Raw genomic sequence first — 16,911 nt, 5'->3', positions numbered from 1 at the left:
CCCGCGTCGTCAGTCGGCCGCCCGCCCTGGTCGCGGCGGGATCACGGTGTCGACGATCAGCGCCAGCTCCCGGCGGTTCGGCGGCGATCCGGTCAGCAGGAAGTGCTGGTTGATCAAAGCCGGGCCGATGCGGGCAGTCAGCGGGGTGATCAGCGCCGGATCGAGCTCGCCCTCCGCGACGGCGGCCCGCAGGATCGATTCGATGATCTGCAGGCGGGGGGCCACCACGGCGTCGGCGAAGATGGCGCGCATCTCGGGTTCGTGCAGGAGCTGGTTGACGGTGGCCATGCCGGGGAAGGCGGTCTTCCCGGCGCAGACGTCGCGGTGGGCGCTGAACACCGTCAGCAGGTTCTCCCGGGCCGACCGGCCGGCACGCGCCTCCGGCAACGGCGGCAAGGTATGGACGAGTGCGGCGTGCACGAGCTCGCACTTGGTCGCCCACCGCCGGTACAGGGCCGCCTTGCCGGTGTGGGCGCGCGCCGCGATTCCCTCCATCGTCAGGCCGCCGTAGCCGACCTCGGCCAATTCGGCCAGGGTGGCCTCGTAGAGCGCCCGCTCGAGGACCTCGCCCCGTCGGCGGCTCCGGCCACCGGTCGGGGCGGTCTGGGTGAGCTGCGGCATCCCTCGATAGTAGCCGTATGCGTTCCTATCGGTGGCGACGAGACCGCCAACGGGCCTGCGCTGCGGGTAGGGTGCGTCCATGTCCGAGACGCCCCGGCTGCTGTTCGTCCACGCGCATCCCGACGACGAGAGCCTCAGCAACGGCGCCACCATCGCCCACTACACCGCCCGCGGGGCCGACGTGCGCGTCGTCACCTGCACACTCGGCGAAGAGGGTGAGGTCATCGGCGACCGCTGGGCCGGCCTGGCCGTCGATCACGCGGACCAGTTGGGGGGCTACCGCATCGGCGAGCTCACCGCGGCGCTGCGTGCGCTCGGCGTCGGTGCCCCCCACTACCTGGGCGGCGCCGGGCGCTGGCGCGACTCGGGCATGCAGGGGACGCCGGGGCGGGGGCGTCGGCGGTTCATCGACGCCGACGAGGGTGAGGCCGTCGGCGAGTTGGTCGCCGTCATTCGCGAGCACCGCCCGCACGTCGTGGTGACCTACGACCCGGGCGGCGGCTACGGCCACCCCGACCACGTCCACACCCATACCGTCACAACGGCCGCCGTGGCGGCTGCCGGCTCCGGCGACTTCCCCGGCGAGCCGTGGACCGTGCCGAAGTTCTACTGGTCGGTGTTCGCCACCCGCGCCTTCCTGGCGGGCATGCGTGCGCTCAATGGCGAGGACCTGCGGCCCGAGTGGGCGATCCCCCCGGAGGAAGAGTTCGGCTTCGGGTACGCGGACTCCGACATCGATGCCGTCGTCGAGCCCGGCCATGACGCCTGGGCGGCAAAGCGGGCGGCGCTCGCCGCGCACGCCACCCAGGTGGTCGTGGGACCAACCGGCCGGGCCTGCGCCCTGTCGAACAACATGGCTCTGCCGATCCTCGCCGAGGAGCACTACGTGCTGGCGGCCGGCGCGGCGGGGGAGCGCGACGAGCGCGGTTGGGAAACAGATCTGCTTGCGGGGCTTGATTTCACCGCGACCGGCACGGGGTAGGCTTGCCAATCAGGCAGCCACGGAAGGATTTCGCATGGACCCCGACCTGGACCCTAATCAGCAGCATTGGCAGGACCGGCTCGACAGCCTGCAGTGGGTTATCGGCTCGATACTCTCCAACATCGACAGCGTCCCGACCTGACCGAAACCAAGCCGCGCGCCGCATCTCTCGAAGACATCGGCGCGACAGACCCCGCGATACGGTTCGTTGTCTTGGCGTTGTTGGCCGTCGACGGGGTCCTTTCCGCACTGGCCGGGGCCCTGCTGCTGCCTTCCTATATCGGGTCGGTCCCGTTTCCCATCAGCGGCTTGATTTCTGGATTGGTCAACGCCGCGCTGGTGTGGGCCGCCGGCCGGTGGACCACATCGTCGCGGCTGGCCGCGCTGCCGTTGTGGACGTGGCTGCTCACGGTGGCGGTGATCAGCATGGGCGGCCCGGCCGACGACGTGATCCTGGGGGGTCGCGGCCTGATGGCCTACGGGGCGTTGCTGCTGATCGTGCTGGGTGTGGTCCCGCCGTTCTGGGTGCTGTGGCGGCGCGGGCGCCGGCCCTGAGGTTCATGCGGTCACGCGGGCCGGGATGTCCCCGCTGGCGGGTGTGGCACTGCCGCTACTGTTTGACTGTTGCGCAGACGGGGCCCGCACGGGTCGGAAGATAATTTCACATGTTGGGACACGCGGATGAAATTCGATCGTGGGGAAGTTACACGAAGGTGCCGCTGACTCCGGGCGAGGAGCCTACCGCTCTTCCTACTCCTGTGGTTTTGCCAAAGACCAGCGCCTCGGCGTTGCGACGAGTGTTGCGTCGCGCGCGAGACGGCGTTGCGCTCAACGTCGATGAGGCGGCCATTGCGATGACCGCGCGCGGTGCGGACCTCGCGGATCTGTGCGCCAGCGCGGCGCGGGTGCGCGACGCGGGCCTGGCATCGGCCGGCCGGCGCGGCCCCGGCGGCGGGTTGCCCGTCACCTATTCGCGCAAGGTGTTCATCCCGGTCACCCATCTGTGCCGCGACACTTGCCACTACTGCACCTTCGTCACCGTGCCGGGCAAGCTGCGCGCGCAGGGTGCGGGCATGTACCTCGAACCCGACGAGATTCTCGAAATCGCTGGCCGCGGAGCCGAATTGGGTTGCAAAGAAGCCCTTTTCACCCTTGGCGACCGGCCCGAGGATCGGTGGCCGGAGGCGGGGCAGTGGCTCAGCGAACGCGGCTACGACTCCACGCTGTCCTACGTGCGGGCCATGGCGATCCGGGTGCTGGAAGAGACCGGCCTGCTGCCGCACCTGAACCCCGGTGTGATGAGTTGGTCGGAGATGGCCCGGCTGAAGCCGGTGGCGCCGTCGATGGGCATGATGCTCGAGACCACGTCGCGGCGGTTGTTCGAGACGAAAGGGCTTGCCCACTACGGCAGCCCGGACAAAGACCCCGCGGTGCGGCTGCGCACACTCACCGATGCGGGCCGGCTCTCCATCCCGTTCACCACCGGCCTGCTGGTCGGCATTGGCGAGACGCTGACCGAACGTGCCGAAACCTTGCACGCGATTCGTAAGTCGCACAAGGAGTTCGGTCATGTGCAAGAAGTGATCGTGCAGAACTTCCGGGCCAAGGAACACACCGCGATGGCCGCCGTGCCCGACGCGGGGATCGACGACTACCTCGCGACGGTGGCGGTCGCCCGGCTGGTGCTCGGCCCCGGCATGCGCATTCAGGCGCCGCCCAACCTGGTGTCCCGCGACGAGTGCCTGGCGCTGGTCGGCGCCGGGGTCGACGACTGGGGCGGCGTATCACCGCTGACACCCGATCACGTCAACCCCGAGCGGCCGTGGCCCGCTCTCGACGACCTGGCCGACATCACCGCCGAGGCCGGATACGAACTGGTTCAGCGCCTTACCGCCCAGCCCAAGTATGTGCAAGCCGGGGCGGCGTGGATCGACCCGCGGGTGCGCGGACACGTGATGGCGCTGGCCGACCCGGCGACCGGCCTGGCCCGCGACGTCAATCCGGTGGGGCTGCCCTGGCAGGAGCCCGACGACGTCGCCTCCGCCGGGCGGACCGATCTCAACGCGGCGATCGACACCGAGGGCCGCGCCACCGAAGCGCGCAGCGATCTGGACAGCGCCTTCGGCGACTGGGAATCGATCCGCGCGCAGGTGCACGAGCTCGCCGCGCGGGCCCCCGAGCGCATCGACACCGATGTGCTCGCCGCGCTGCGGGCCGCCGAGCGCGACCCCGCCGGCTGCACCGACAGCGAGTACCTGGCGCTGGCGACCGCCGACGGACCTGCGCTGGAAGCCGTTGCCGCCCTCGCCAATTCGCTACGGCGCGACACGGTGGGCGACGACGTGACATTCGTGGTGAACCGCAACATCAACTTCACCAACATCTGCTACACCGGTTGCCGGTTCTGCGCCTTCGCGCAGCGCAAGGGTGACGCCGACGCGTATTCGTTGTCCACCGAAGAGGTGGCCGACCGCGCGTGGGAGGCCCACGTCGAAGGCGCCACCGAGGTGTGCATGCAGGGCGGGATCGACCCGGAGTTGCCGGTCACCGGCTACGCCGACCTGGTCCGCGCCGTCAAGGCGCGGGTGCCGTCGATGCACGTGCATGCCTTCTCGCCGATGGAGATTGCCAACGGCGTGACCAAGAGCGGGTTGAGCGTCCGCGAGTGGCTGATCAGCCTGCGCGAGGCCGGGCTGGACACGATCCCGGGCACGGCGGCCGAGATCCTGGACGACGAAGTGCGCTGGGTGCTGACCAAGGGCAAGCTGCCGACGTCGGAATGGATCGACATCGTGACCACCGCACACGAGGTGGGCCTGCGGTCGTCGTCGACGATGATGTACGGGCACGTCGACAGCCCCCAGCACTGGGTGGGTCATCTCAACGTGCTGCGCGGGATCCAGGACCGCACCGGCGGGTTCACCGAGTTCGTCCCGTTGCCGTTCGTACACCAGAGCTCGCCGTTGTACCTGGCGGGCGCGGCCCGGCCCGGGCCCACCCACCGCGACAACCGTGCCGTGCACGCGTTGGCACGAATCATGTTGCACGGCCGCATATCTCAGATTCAGACCAGCTGGGTCAAGCTCGGGGTCGAGCGCACACAGGTGATGCTCAACGGCGGTGCCAACGATCTGGGCGGCACGCTGATGGAGGAGACCATCTCGCGGATGGCCGGTTCGGAGTACGGGTCGGCCAAGAGCGTCGAAGAGCTGACCGCGATCGCCGAGGGGATCGGACGCCCCGCCCGCCAACGCACCACGACCTACGCCCCGCGGGCCGCTTAGCAGCCCGCGGCGGCGGGTATACCCGACGCCGTGAACCGACAGATCGACGATGACCGGTTCCCCGAGTGGAGGCCGTTCGTAGACGCGGTGCAGCGGCGCCGGCCCGACGCCGGCACCTGGTGCGAGGCCTGGACGGTGCGCGACATCGTCGTCCATCAGGCCGGGAACGCCGAGGAGATCGCCCGAGTGCTGGCCGCGCACCTCGACGGCGAACCCGTCGGCACGCGCGGCTTCGAGGAACGTGAGGGGCCACTGCGCGCGCTGAACGACGCGGACCTGTGGGACGCGCTGTTCGACCGGATGGCCACCCTCAACCGGATCGCGGAAGCGGCCGACGACGTGCCCCAGGACACCGACGTCGCGTGGACGGGCCGCACCATGAAGGTGCCCTGGTTCGCCGAACACATGCGCGAAGAGCTCGTGCTGCACGGTTGGGACATCACCGGGGACGCCGACATTCCGGCGGCCCTGAAGACCGGGCTGGCCGAGCCCTGGATGACCACGCACAGCGTCGTGGCGGTCGGAAAACCGCTGCTGGCCAAGGGCGTTAAGCAATTGCGGCCCGGCGAGCGCGTCGAGGCCAGGTTGCGGGCCGCCGGCACCGATGACGTCGTGATCAGCGCTGACGCCGACCGCACCGCCATCGGGCTCACCGAACCCGAACGCCCTGCCACCCTGGAAACCGACCCTGCCGCGCGCGTCCTGCTGCTTTGGGGGCGTAGGCCCGCAGACCCATCGCGAATCTGCAGCCGCGTCGGACCGGAGACCCTGGGCCGCGTGCGCGGCCTGCTCAGCGGTTACTGAGCGGCGTCCGTTCGGCTCAGAAGTTGTTGCAGGTGACGGCGACCTGGTTGATGTCGTCGTAGTACTTCTGCGCCGACGGCATGGCCTGAATCTGCTGGGCCATCTGCTGCCGCTTCGGCGGCGGCGAGGCCAAGAAGTTGCGGATGTAAGACTGCGCCACGGGCGAGCTGTTCAACTGCGTCGCGGCCGCCGGATCGGTGGCGTTGAGCGCGGCGATCACCTGTCCGTAGTTGCACGTGGTGTTGATGATTGCGTCCGTCGGGTCCGCGGACGCGATTCCGGCCGCGGCGGTCAACGCCACGGCCGCGCCGCCAAGCGCAACGGTCAATTTGGTCAACGACAGCCTCACCATGTGTGGACACCTTCCCCTATAAATGCACCGCTATCACGGCGACGACATTTGCCCAGCGGCTGTCGCCTCTCGTCGAGGTTACCAGGCGCCGCGCGCGTGCTTCCATCGCAATGCATATCGCGGAGCGCCGCTGAAGTGCGACTTTTCGCAGCTCAGCGGCCTGGGCGCCTTGTTCGCCATCGGCGAAACCGACCCCGATCGCGGCGTCCGAGACTGGCAGTCTTAAATCGTCAATTTAACGGGCGCGCCAAGTGGTTGACGTGTATGTGCAACGTCTAGTATCAGTAACCGAAAGCTTTGTCCCGGAGCGGCCGGAAGCACCGGGCGCGAGCCGAAGAGCAGCCCACACCGAAGCAGTACATGGAGGAGACGTCTGTGACCTACACGATCGCCGAGCCCTGTGTCGACATCAAAGACAAGGCATGTATCGAGGAGTGCCCGGTCGACTGCATCTACGAGGGCGCGCGGATGCTGTACATCCACCCCGACGAGTGCGTCGACTGCGGGGCGTGCGAGCCCGTCTGCCCCGTCGAAGCGATCTACTACGAAGACGACGTGCCCGAGCAGTGGAGCCAGTACACGCAGATCAACGCCGACTTCTTCACTGAGCTGGGATCGCCGGGCGGTGCCGCCAAGGTCGGCATGACCGAGAACGACCCGCAAGTCGTCAAGGACCTGCCGCCCCAGGGCGAGGGAGACTGAGCGGGCCGGTGCTGGATAGACCCGGGGTGAGGCCGCGCGCCCCACGCGGGCGAGTGTCGGCATCCCTGCCGGAATTTCCCTGGGACACGCTGGCCGACGCGAAAGCGCTGGCCGGTTCCCATCCCGACGGGATCGTCGACCTCTCCGTCGGCACCCCGGTGGACCCGGTCGCGCCGATCATCCAGGAGGCGCTGGCCGCCGCGGGTTCCGCGTCCGGATATCCCGCCACCGCCGGCACCCCGCGCCTGCGGGACTCGGCGGTCGCCGCGCTGGCCCGCCGCTTCGGCATCACCGGGCTCACCGAGGCAGCCGTGCTGCCGGTGATCGGCAGCAAGGAGCTCATCGCCTGGCTGCCGACCCTGCTGGGGCTGGGGCCCGCGGACGTGATCGTGGTGCCCGAGCTGGCGTATCCGACGTATGACGTCGGGGCGCGGCTGGCCGGAGCGACGGTGCTGCGGGCGGATTCGTTGACCCAGTTGGGCCCGCAATCGCCGGCGCTGGTCTACCTCAACTCCCCGAGCAACCCGACCGGGCGCGTGCTGGGCGTCGACCACCTGCGCAAAGTGGTCGGCTGGGCGCGCGAGCGGGGCAGCGTGGTGGCTTCCGACGAGTGTTACCTGGGCCTGGGCTGGGAGGCGCAGCCGCTGTCGATCCTGCATCCGTCGGTCTGCGACGGCGACCACGCTGGACTGCTCGCCATCCACTCGCTGTCGAAGAGCTCGTCGCTGGCCGGTTACCGCGCCGGATTCGTCGCCGGGGATGCCGATCTGGTGTCCGAGCTGCTGGCGGTGCGCAAGCACGCCGGGATGATGGTGCCGACGCCGGTGCAGGCGGCCATGGTCGCCGCCCTGGACGACGACGCCCACGAGCGAACGCAGCGCGAACGGTACGAGCGGCGGCGGGAAGCGTTGCTGCCGGCGCTGCGCTCGGCCGGATTCGTCGTCGACCATTCCGAGGCCGGCCTGTATCTGTGGGCGACCCGCGGCGAGCCGTGCGCGGACACCGTCACCTGGCTGGCCGAGCGCGGCATCCTGGTGGCGCCCGGCCACTTCTACGGCCCGCGCGGCGCGCAGCACGTGCGTGTCGCGCTGACGGCGACCGACGAGCGGATCTCCGCCGCCGTGCGGCGGCTCGCCTAACCGAAACCGACCAGCCGCCACCAATGGCGGGCGCCAGCGTGCACAATGCATCGAAGGTGTTTCGCCCGCTCAGTTAAGGACGGTGGTCGTGACGACTTCGGCCGGCAGGCTGCGCATCCCCCTTTCGGTCGGGGACATCGTCAAGCGGGTATTCCTGGGAAAGCCCCTGATCACGGAGGACATCGCCTCCGAGAAGTTGTCGAATCCGGTTGCCCTGGGCGCGCTTTCGCCGGATGCGGTGTCGTCCGTCGCCTATGGTCCTGAGCAGATCCTGATCGAACTGCTACCGCATGCCGGGCTGGCCGCCTTTCTGCTGTTGCTTCCCATCACCGGTGTCATCCTGCTCATCCTGGTCCTGGTGGCCGCCTCATACCGGCAGGTGGTGATGGCCTACACCCGGGCGGGCGGCTCCTACATCGTCGCCCGGGACAACTTCGGGCCCCGGGTCGCGCAAATCGCCGCCGCGGCGCTGCTGATCGACTACGTCGTCACCGTTGCGGTGCAATCGGCGGCCGGAACGGTCGCGGTGGTATCGGCGGTTCCCGCGCTGGGCCCGTACAGCCTCGAGCTCACGGTCGCGGTCGTGCTTGCTATCTGCTACGCGAACCTGCGTGGGCTGAAGGAGGCGGGACTGCCGTTCGCGGTGGCGACCTATTCATTCATCGTCATGGTTGGCCTGACCATCGTGGTCGGCGTCATTCGCGCATTCGCCGGGAACCTACCGGTTTACGATCCCGCGCACATGACCGGAACCGTGCCGGTACACCAGGGCAACGGGTTGGTGCTGGGCGCCACGATTTTGGTGTTGCTGCGCGCGTTCGCCAACGGAGGCTCGTCGCTGACCGGGGTCGAGGCCATCTCCAACACGGTCGACTACTTCCGAAAGCCGCAGGGCCGCAACGCGCGCCGCGTGCTCACCGCCATGGCCACCGTCCTCGGCCTCCTGCTGGCCGGCGTCGCCTACCTGGCGCACGTCACCCACGCCACGCCCTATCTCACGGAATACCCGTCGGTGCTGTCCCAGATCGGCCGAGCCGTCTTCGGCAACGGCGTGATCGGCGACGTCTTCTACATCCTGGTCCAGGCCGCGACCGCGGCCATCTTGTTCACCGGTGCGAATACCAGTTTCAACGGATTCCCGGCGCTGGCCAGTTTCGTCGCCGAGGACCGCTTCCTGCCGCGCCAACTCACCAAACGCGGTCACCGGTTGGTCTTTTCGAACGGCATCATCACCCTGACGGCGCTGTCGGTGCTGTTGTTGGTGGTGACCGGCGGGTCGGTCAACGCGCTGGTCCCGTTCTATGCGATCGGTGTGTTCACCGGGTTCTCGATGGCCGGCTACGGGATGACCAAACACCATCTGACACAGCGGGAACCGGGGTGGCGACGCCGCCTGGCGATCAACCTGTCCGCGGCCATCCTCTCGACGATCGTGGTGGGCATCTTCGCGGTGGCGAAATTCACCGAGGGCGCGTGGCTGGTGGTCGTCGTCTTCCCGCTACTGGTGTTCATGCTGATGCGGCTCAACCGCGAATACCGGGCTGAGGCAGCCATTCTCGAGATGTTCCGCACCGACCGTCCGGAGTTGGTGAAGTACGCGCGGCACCGGGTGTTCGTTCTTGTCGACTCCGTGGACCTGGCGGTGATCGAAGCGCTGCGCTACGGCAGGGGATTACGGGCCGACGAGTTGACCGCGGTGCACTTCATGGTCGACCCGGCCCACGCCGCGCAGCTGCGAAAGCGCTGGGACCACTTCGATCTCGACACCCCGCTGCGGGTGGTGGACTGCCCGGACCGCCGGATCATCCGGGCCGCCCAGCTGCTGGTCGCCAAGGCGCGCGAAGAACAACCGCACACCAACGTGACGGTGCTGTTGCCTCGCCGAACGTTCGCGCGGCTGCTGGGGAGGCTGCTGCACGACCGCACCGCGGACAAGATCTCCCGCGCGGTGAGCCTGATCCCCGATGCGGCGGCGACGATCGTGCCCTACGACGTGGAATCGCGCATCAAGGAGGCCTACCCCGACACCCTCGAGCAGCGGATCGCCCAGGAGATCGACAAGCTCGAGGCGTGGGTGTCCAAGGGCGAGGACGAGAAGGTGGACGCCTACGAGCACCCCGAGCGGCCGGCTTCGGTCATCCTGGTGGCCGGGCTGATCTCGGGGCAACGGGCCACCGTCGAAGGACGGGTCAACCAGGTCGAGGACGTCACCGACCGGGGGCGCACCTTCCGGCAGGTGGTCGTCGGGGACAACAGCGGGGAAATGACGGTCACGTTCCGTCCCGGTCATGGGGGCGCCGACATACAGCCCGGCCAGCTATTGCGGATCACCGGGAAGGCGCGCCAGACCGGCAACCGGCCCATCTCGATGATCGATCCGACGTATTGCGTGATCGAGGACCCCGCGACGGCCGTCGACTCAGGCGGATCCGGCGAATCCGGCGAATCGAGCAAAACTTAACGTCCCTCCGATCGCCGGGATTATTCCGCATGGGCAAACGCTGCTAGCCGGATTTCTTTGCGAAGCAGGACTATTCGTCGTTCTCGAGTGAGCCGCCATCGGCGTTCCGAGCGCCTGACGGAGCCAGAAATGGCTTCGGGGATGATGAGTCGAGTGCTGACGGTAAGCTGACACCCGCACGACCGCTGAACGCCGTTGGGGGAGAACAGAGGACTGCACTTTGCGTGCCGCAGCCGCCACACCCGTTGCTGTCATCGGTATGGCCTGCCGACTTCCCGGTGGGATCGATTCTCCGCAACGGCTGTGGGAAGAGTTGTTGCGCGGCGCGGATCTCGTGGGCGAGATTCCCGCCGATCGGTGGGACGCGGACCTGTACTACGACCCCGAACCCGGCGTGCCCGGCCGCTCGGTAACCCGGTGGGGGGCCTTCCTCGACGACGTCGGCGGCTTCGACTGCGACTTCTTCGGCATGACCGAGCGCGAGGCCACCGCGATCGACCCGCAGCACCGCTTGCTGTTGGAAACGTCCTGGGATGCCATCGAGGACGCGGGCCTCGATCCCGCGCGGTTGTCCCACTCGCAGACCGGGGTCTTCGTCGGACTGACGCACGGCGACTACGAACTGCTGTCCGCCGACTGCGGTGCCGCCGAGGGTCCGTACGGGTTCACCGGCACGAGCAACAGCTTTGCGTCGGGGCGGGTCGCCTACGCCCTGGGCCTGCACGGCCCGGCGGTCACCGTGGACACCGCGTGCTCGTCGGGCCTGATGGCCGTCCACCAGGCGTGCGGCAGCCTGAACAGCAGTGAAAGCGACTTCGCCCTGGCCGGTGGTGTCGTCGTGACGCTGGAACCGCGAAAGTCCGTCTCGGGGTCGCTGCAGGGCATGCTGTCGCCAACCGGCCGCTGCCACGCCTTCGACGAGAAGGCCGACGGCTTCGTGTCCGGCGAGGGCTGCGTCATGCTGCTGCTCAAACGGCTCGACGACGCGCAACGCGACGGCGATCGCATCCTTGCGGTGCTGCGCGGAACCGCGGCCAATCAGGACGGCCGCACCGTAAACATCGCGGCGCCGTCGGAAACCGCCCAGGTGGCCGTCTACCGAAAGGCCCTCGAAGTCGCCGGCGTCGACGCCACCACGGTCGGCTTCGTCGAGGCGCACGGGACCGGCACCCCCGTCGGGGACCCGATCGAGTATTCGAGCCTGGCCGCCGTGTACGGAACCGCCGGACCGTGCGCGCTGGGCTCGGTGAAGACGAACTTTGGCCACCTGCAATCGGCCTCCGGACCGTTGGGGTTGATCAAGACGGTCCTCGCGCTGCAGCACGGCACGGTGCCGCAGAATCTGCACTTCACCCGCCTGCCCGGCGAGATGGCCACGATCAAGACCGAACTGTTCGTGCCGCAGGCCAACACGCCCTGGCCCACCGACGGCCGGTACCCGCGGCGCGCCGCCGTGTCGTCCTACGGAATGTCGGGCACCAACGTGCACGTCGTGCTGGAGCAGGCCCCCCCACAGGTCTCCGCAGCGACGCCCGAAGAGGCGCCGGCCGCACCGAGCGCCCACGGGGCGTTGTTGTTTCCGGTGTCGGCCACTTCCGCGGAGCAGCTGCGCGGCACGGCCGCCCGGCTGGCGGCTTGGGTCGACGAACACGCCGGCGGGGCGGGCCTGTGGGATCTGGGTTACACCCTGGCTCGCCGGCGCGCGCACCGGCCGGTGCGAACGGTGTTGTCGGCCAGCACCTTCGGCGAGCTGAGCGCGGCCCTGCGTGAGTTGGCCGACAGCGACATGCCGTACGAGCCCGCCGTCGGGCAAGACGACCTCGGGCCGGTATGGGTGTTCTCGGGACAGGGGTCGCAGTGGCCGAAGATGGGCGCCGAACTGCTGGCGAAGGAGCCGGTGTTCGCGGCGACGATCGCCGAGCTGGAGCCGCTGATCGCCGAGGAATCGGGGTTCTCGGTCACCGAAGCCATGTCGGCGCCCGAGCTGGTGACCGGCATCGACCGCCTGCAGCCGGCGATCTTCGCGATGCAGGTCGCGCTGGCCGAGGCGGTGAGGTCCTACGGCGTGCGTCCCGGCGCCGTCATCGGGCATTCCCTCGGGGAATCCGCGGCGGCGGTCGTCGCCGGTGGGCTGTCGCCGGCGGACGGGGTGCGCGTCATCTGCCGCCGCTCGAGGCTGATGGCGGGGATCGCCGGCAGCGGCGCCATGGCGTCGGTGGAATTGCCCGGGGCGCAGGTGTTGTCGGAACTGTCCATCCGAGGGATCTCCAACGTCGTGCTCTCGGTGGTCGCCTCACCGACGTCGACGGTGATCGGCGGCGACACCCAGGCGATCCGCGACCTGGTCGCGGCCTGGCAGGAGCAGGACGTGCTGGCGCGCGAGGTGGCGGTGGACGTGGCCTCGCATTCGCCGCAGGTGGAGCCGATCCTCGACGAACTGGTCGCGGCCCTCGCCGGCCTCGAGCCTCGGGAGCCGGAGATTCCCTACTATTCGGCGACGCTGTGGAATCCCCGCGAACGGCCTTCGTTCGCCGGCGACTACTGGGCCGAAAACCTGCGCTACACGGTGCGATTCGCGGCGGCCGTGCAGGCCGCCCTCAAGGACGGCTTCCGGGTCTTCGCGGAATTGGCGCCGCACCCGCTGCTCACCCATGCGGTCGAGCAGAACGCAGCCAGTTTGGACATGCCCATCGCCGCGCTCGCCGCCATGCGCCGCGACCAAGAGCTGCCAATCGGTTTGCGGGGCTTCGTCGCCGACGTGCACAGCGCCGGGGCCGCGGTGGACTTCTCGGTGCAGTACCCGACCGGGCGCCTGGTGGACGCCCCGCTCCCGACGTGGACGCACCGCAGGCTCATGCTCAGCCGCGAGGCAAAAGAGCAGGCGCACGGCGCCTCGGTGCAGGCCGTGCATCCACTGCTCGGGGCCCACGTGCACCTGTACGAGGAGCCCGAGCGCCACGTCTGGCAGGGCGACGTCGGCACCGAGGCGCACCCATGGCTCGGAGACCACCAAATCCACCAGGTGGCCGCGCTTCCCGGCGCCGCCTACTGCGAGATGGCCCTCGCCGCCGCGCGCGCGGCCCTCGGCGAACGCTCGGAGGTCTGCGACATCACGTTCGAGCAGACGCTGTTGCTGGACGGCCGGACGCGGGCATCGTCGGCGGCGACGGTCACCGCGCCCGGAGTTCTCGAGTTCGCGGTGGACACCCACGACGAGGGCGAACGCGTTCGCCGGGCGGGTGCGGTCCTGCGGGCCCTCAACGAACCGGACGAGGGCGAGTTGCCGCAGCCGCCCGCCCATGACATGGCCACCCTGATCGCCAATCACCCGTCCGGCATGGACGGCGCCGAACTGCGAAAGGCCTTCGGCGCGATCGGGATTCAGTACGGTCCGGCCTTCTCCGGTCTGGCCGCCGCGCTCGTCGCCGGCGGGCACGCCGGCACCGTGCTCGCCGAGGTCGCGCTTCCCGGCGCGATCCGCTCGCAGCAGTCGGGGTACGCCATCCACCCCGCGCTGCTGGACGCCTGCTTCCAGTCGGTCGTCGTCCATCCCGAGGTGCAGAAGGCGAGCGCGGGCAGTCTGCTGTTGCCGGTCGGGGTGCGCAGGTTGCGCAGCTATTCCTCGACGCGCAACGCGCAATACTGCCTCGCCCGGGTTACGGCGTCGCGTCCGGGCGAGTGCGAGGCGGACCTCGACGTGCTGGACCAGTCCGGCGCCGTCCTGCTGACCGTCGAGGGGCTTCGGCTGGCCGGCGGCGCCTCCGAGCACGAGCGGGCGCAACGGCTGCTCAACGAGCGGTTGTTGACCATCGAATGGGAGCCACGGCAATTGCCGGAGGGGCCTCACGGCGAGCCGGGAGCGTGGCTGTTACTCAGCGCGTGTGAGGTGACGGATCCGCTGACCGAACAACTCGCCGAGGCATTGGGCGATGGCGCCCAATGCACCACGGTGTCCTGGTCGCTCGGATCGGCGGAAACCGCACAGCTGCGCACCCTGCTGTCGGGCAGCGGCCAGCTGGCCTCGAATGGGCACGGCCCGCTCAAGGGACTCACCGGTGTCGTCGTGGTGACCGCGCCACCAGCCGGCGGCGCCGAAGTGACGCGGCTCGGCCGCGACTACGTGTCCCATCTGGTGGCCATCGCCCGCGAGCTTTCCGAGCTGCCCGGGGAGTCGCCCCGGCTATTCGTGGTGACCAGGAACGCCGCCAACGTGGTCGCCGGCGACGTGGCCAACATCGAGCAGGCCGGGTTGCGCGGGCTGACGCGGGTGATCGATTCCGAGCACCCCCACCTGAGCGCCACCCAGATCGACATCGACGGGGCGGCCGAAGCCAAACACGTTGCACTGCAGTGTAAGAGCGGATCTGGGGAAGACGAGACGGCGTGGCGCGGCGGACAGTGGTACACCGCGCGGTTGCGGCCGGGTCCGTTGCGCCCGGCCGAACGGCAGACCACCGTCGTCGATCGCGAGCGGGACGGCATGCGCCTACAGATCCGCACGCCCGGTGACCTCGAATCGCTGGAGTTCATCGCGTTCGACCGCGTCCCGCCGGGTCCGGGGGAGATCGAGGTCGCGGTCACCGCGTCCACCATCAACTTCGCCGACGTGCTGGTCGCGTTCGGCCGTTATCCCACCTTCGAGGGCTACCAACAGCAGCTGGGTGGTGACTTCGCCGGTGTGGTGACCGCCGTCGGTCCCGGCGTCACCGAGCACCGGGTGGGTGACCGCGTAGGGGGCATGTCGCGCAACGGATGCTGGGGCACCTTCGTCATCGCCGACGCTCGGCACGCGGTCACCCTCCCGCCCGGCCTGCCGGTGGAAGCCGCCGCCGCGGTGCCCACCGCCTCGGCCACCGCCTGGTACGGGTTGCATGACCTGGCCCGGATTTCGCCAAGCGACAAGGTCCTCATCCACTCCGGCACCGGCGGGGTCGGACAGGCGGCCATCGCGATCGCCCGGGCCGCGGGTTGCGAGATCTTCGCGACCGCGGGCAGCCCGCAGCGCCGGCAATTGCTGCGGGACATGGGGATCGAGCACGTCTACGACTCGCGCAGCGCGGAATTCGCCGACCAGATCCGTGCCGACACCGGCGGATACGGCGTCGACGTGGTGCTCAACTCACTGCCCGGGGCCGCGCAGCGTGCGGGAATCGGCTTGCTGGCATTCGGCGGGCGATTCATCGAACTGGGCAAGCGCGACATCTACCGCGACACCCACCTCGGGTTGTTTCCCTTCCGGCGCAACCTGTCCCTGTTCGCGGTCGACCTGGCGTTGCTGACATTCAGTCACCCCGAGACGATTCGCCGCCTGTTGGCCACCGTGTACCAACGGACCGCCGACGGCGAGCTGCCGCTGCCGCGCACCACGCACTACCCGATCCACGACGCGGCCGCCGCGATCCGGTTGGTGGGCGGCGCGGGGCACACCGGCAAGGTGGTGCTGGACGTGCCGCGCGCGGGACGCAGTGTCGCGACGGTCCCCCCGGAGGAGGTGCGGCCGTTCCGCGCCGACGGCGCCTACATCGTCACCGGTGGCATCGGCGGCCTGGGGCTGTTCTTGGCCGGTGAGATGGCGTCCCGGGGCGCCGGGCGGATCGTGCTCAACTCCCGCTCGGCGCCCAACGAGCAAGCGCGCCAAGCCATCGAGCGTCTGCGCGCCGGCGGGGCGGACATCGCGGTGGAGTGTGGGGACATCGCCGAGCCGGCCACGGCCGACCGCCTGGTGGTGTCCGCGACCGCGACGGGGTTGCCGGTGCGTGGGGTGCTGCACGCGGCGGCGGTCGTGGAGGATGCCACGTTGGCCAACGTCACCGACGAACTGATCGACCGGTGTTGGGCGCCAAAGGTTTACGGAGCCTGGAACCTGCATCGAGCCACAGCGGGACAGCCGCTGGACTGGTTCTGTTCGTTCTCGTCGGCCGCCGCCCTGGTCGGATCGCCGGGGCAGGGCGCGTATGCCGCGGCCAACAGTTGGCTGGACGCGTTCGCTTACTGGCGCCGCTCCCAGGGCCTGCCCGGCAGCGCGATCGCCTGGGGCGCGTGGTCCGAGGTCGGCCGCGCCACGGTTCTCGCGCAAGACGCCGACATCGCGATCAAGCCGTCGGAGGGCTATTACGCGTTCGAGTCCCTGCTGCGCTACGACCGCCCTTACTCCGGTTACGCGCCGATCATGGGAACGCCGTGGCTGACCTCGTTCGCACAACGCAGCCGGTTCGCCGAGGCGTTCGGATCGACGGCGCAGGGCAACCCGGACGCGGGAAAATTCCTGGCCGAGTTGAAGGCGCTGCCCCGCGAAGAATGGCCCACCGCCATTCGTCGGCTGGTGTCCGGTCAGATCAGCCTATTGCTCCGGCGCACAATCGATCCCGACCGTCCGTTGTCCGACTATGGGTTGGATTCGCTCGGCAATCTCGAGCTGCGAACCCGCATCGAAACCGAAACGGGTGTGCGCATCAGCCCCACCAAGATCACCACGGTCCGCGATCTGGCGGAGCATTTGTGCGAGGAGCTGGCCGCGTCGGAAACGGCGGCGTCAGCATCCTGACGAGGCGGATGCGGCGGCCCTG

At 69.3% G+C, this 16,911-nt stretch carries 10 protein-coding genes; 8 read left to right on the top strand and 2 right to left on the bottom strand.

What is annotated here, in order from left to right; genetic code table 11:
• Positions 1 to 9: 9 nt before the first annotated feature.
• A complete protein-coding gene (locus tag A5773_RS24215; protein ID WP_067261340.1) occupies positions 10 to 621 on the bottom strand; it encodes a TetR/AcrR family transcriptional regulator in 612 nt (203 codons plus the stop codon).
• Between the two features lie 79 nt (positions 622 to 700).
• Here A5773_RS24215 and mshB point away from each other — a divergent pair, with 79 nt between their 5' ends.
• From mshB to A5773_RS24195, 4 genes are all read left to right on the top strand, one after another.
• The gene (mshB, locus tag A5773_RS24210; protein ID WP_067793010.1) at positions 701 to 1,603 is read left to right on the top strand and encodes an N-acetyl-1-D-myo-inositol-2-amino-2-deoxy-alpha-D-glucopyranoside deacetylase; all 903 of its coding nucleotides are present in this window, start codon (positions 701 to 703) and stop codon (positions 1,601 to 1,603) included.
• 93 nt (positions 1,604 to 1,696) lie between these two features.
• Positions 1,697 to 2,158: a hypothetical protein gene (locus A5773_RS24205; protein ID WP_066951487.1), complete on the top strand. Its 462-nt coding sequence runs from the start codon at positions 1,697 to 1,699 to the stop codon at positions 2,156 to 2,158.
• 110 nt (positions 2,159 to 2,268) lie between these two features.
• Positions 2,269 to 4,887: a bifunctional FO biosynthesis protein CofGH gene (locus A5773_RS24200; RefSeq protein ID WP_232001977.1), complete on the top strand. Its 2,619-nt coding sequence runs from the start codon at positions 2,269 to 2,271 to the stop codon at positions 4,885 to 4,887.
• Between the two features lie 30 nt (positions 4,888 to 4,917).
• Positions 4,918 to 5,691, top strand: coding sequence for a maleylpyruvate isomerase N-terminal domain-containing protein (locus A5773_RS24195; protein ID WP_067793008.1), 774 nt, complete (start codon positions 4,918 to 4,920; stop codon positions 5,689 to 5,691).
• A 16-nt stretch (positions 5,692 to 5,707) separates the two neighbouring features.
• Here A5773_RS24195 and A5773_RS24190 read toward each other — a convergent pair whose 3' ends face one another.
• On the bottom strand, positions 5,708 to 6,040 hold the full coding sequence (locus A5773_RS24190; protein ID WP_066951583.1) for a hemophore-related protein: 333 nt from the start codon (positions 6,038 to 6,040) through the stop codon (positions 5,708 to 5,710).
• Between the two features lie 378 nt (positions 6,041 to 6,418).
• Here A5773_RS24190 and fdxA point away from each other — a divergent pair, with 378 nt between their 5' ends.
• The 4 genes from fdxA to pks2 all read left to right on the top strand — a co-directional run bounded on the left by fdxA (position 6,419) and on the right by pks2 (position 16,889).
• Complete coding sequence (gene fdxA / locus A5773_RS24180; protein WP_055398945.1) at positions 6,419 to 6,745, top strand: ferredoxin; 327 nt, start codon at positions 6,419 to 6,421, stop codon at positions 6,743 to 6,745.
• A 53-nt stretch (positions 6,746 to 6,798) separates the two neighbouring features.
• Positions 6,799 to 7,884, top strand: a complete 1,086-nt coding sequence (gene dapC, locus A5773_RS24175; protein ID WP_067793004.1) for a succinyldiaminopimelate transaminase — start codon at positions 6,799 to 6,801, stop codon at positions 7,882 to 7,884.
• A gap of 88 nt (positions 7,885 to 7,972) precedes the next feature.
• On the top strand, positions 7,973 to 10,345 hold the full coding sequence (locus A5773_RS24170) for an APC family permease (RefSeq protein ID WP_066951573.1): 2,373 nt from the start codon (positions 7,973 to 7,975) through the stop codon (positions 10,343 to 10,345).
• Positions 10,346 to 10,565: 220 nt separating this feature from the next.
• Positions 10,566 to 16,889: a type I polyketide synthase gene (gene pks2, locus A5773_RS24165; RefSeq protein ID WP_067792998.1), complete on the top strand. Its 6,324-nt coding sequence runs from the start codon at positions 10,566 to 10,568 to the stop codon at positions 16,887 to 16,889.
• Positions 16,890 to 16,911: the final 22 nt, after the last annotated feature.

Source organism: Mycobacterium sp. 852014-52450_SCH5900713 (genome assembly GCF_001667075.1).
GTDB lineage: Bacteria > Actinomycetota > Actinomycetes > Mycobacteriales > Mycobacteriaceae > Mycobacterium.
This window is presented reverse-complemented; position numbering and strand designations above follow the sequence as displayed.

Coding starts and splice junctions, on each gene's coding strand:
- A5773_RS24215 (WP_067261340.1), bottom strand. CDS start 621: ATGCCGCAGCTCACCCAGACCGCCCCGACCGGTGGCCGGAGCCGCCGA.
- mshB (WP_067793010.1), top strand. CDS start 701: ATGTCCGAGACGCCCCGGCTGCTGTTCGTCCACGCGCATCCCGACGAC.
- A5773_RS24200 (WP_232001977.1), top strand. CDS start 2,269: ATGTTGGGACACGCGGATGAAATTCGATCGTGGGGAAGTTACACGAAG.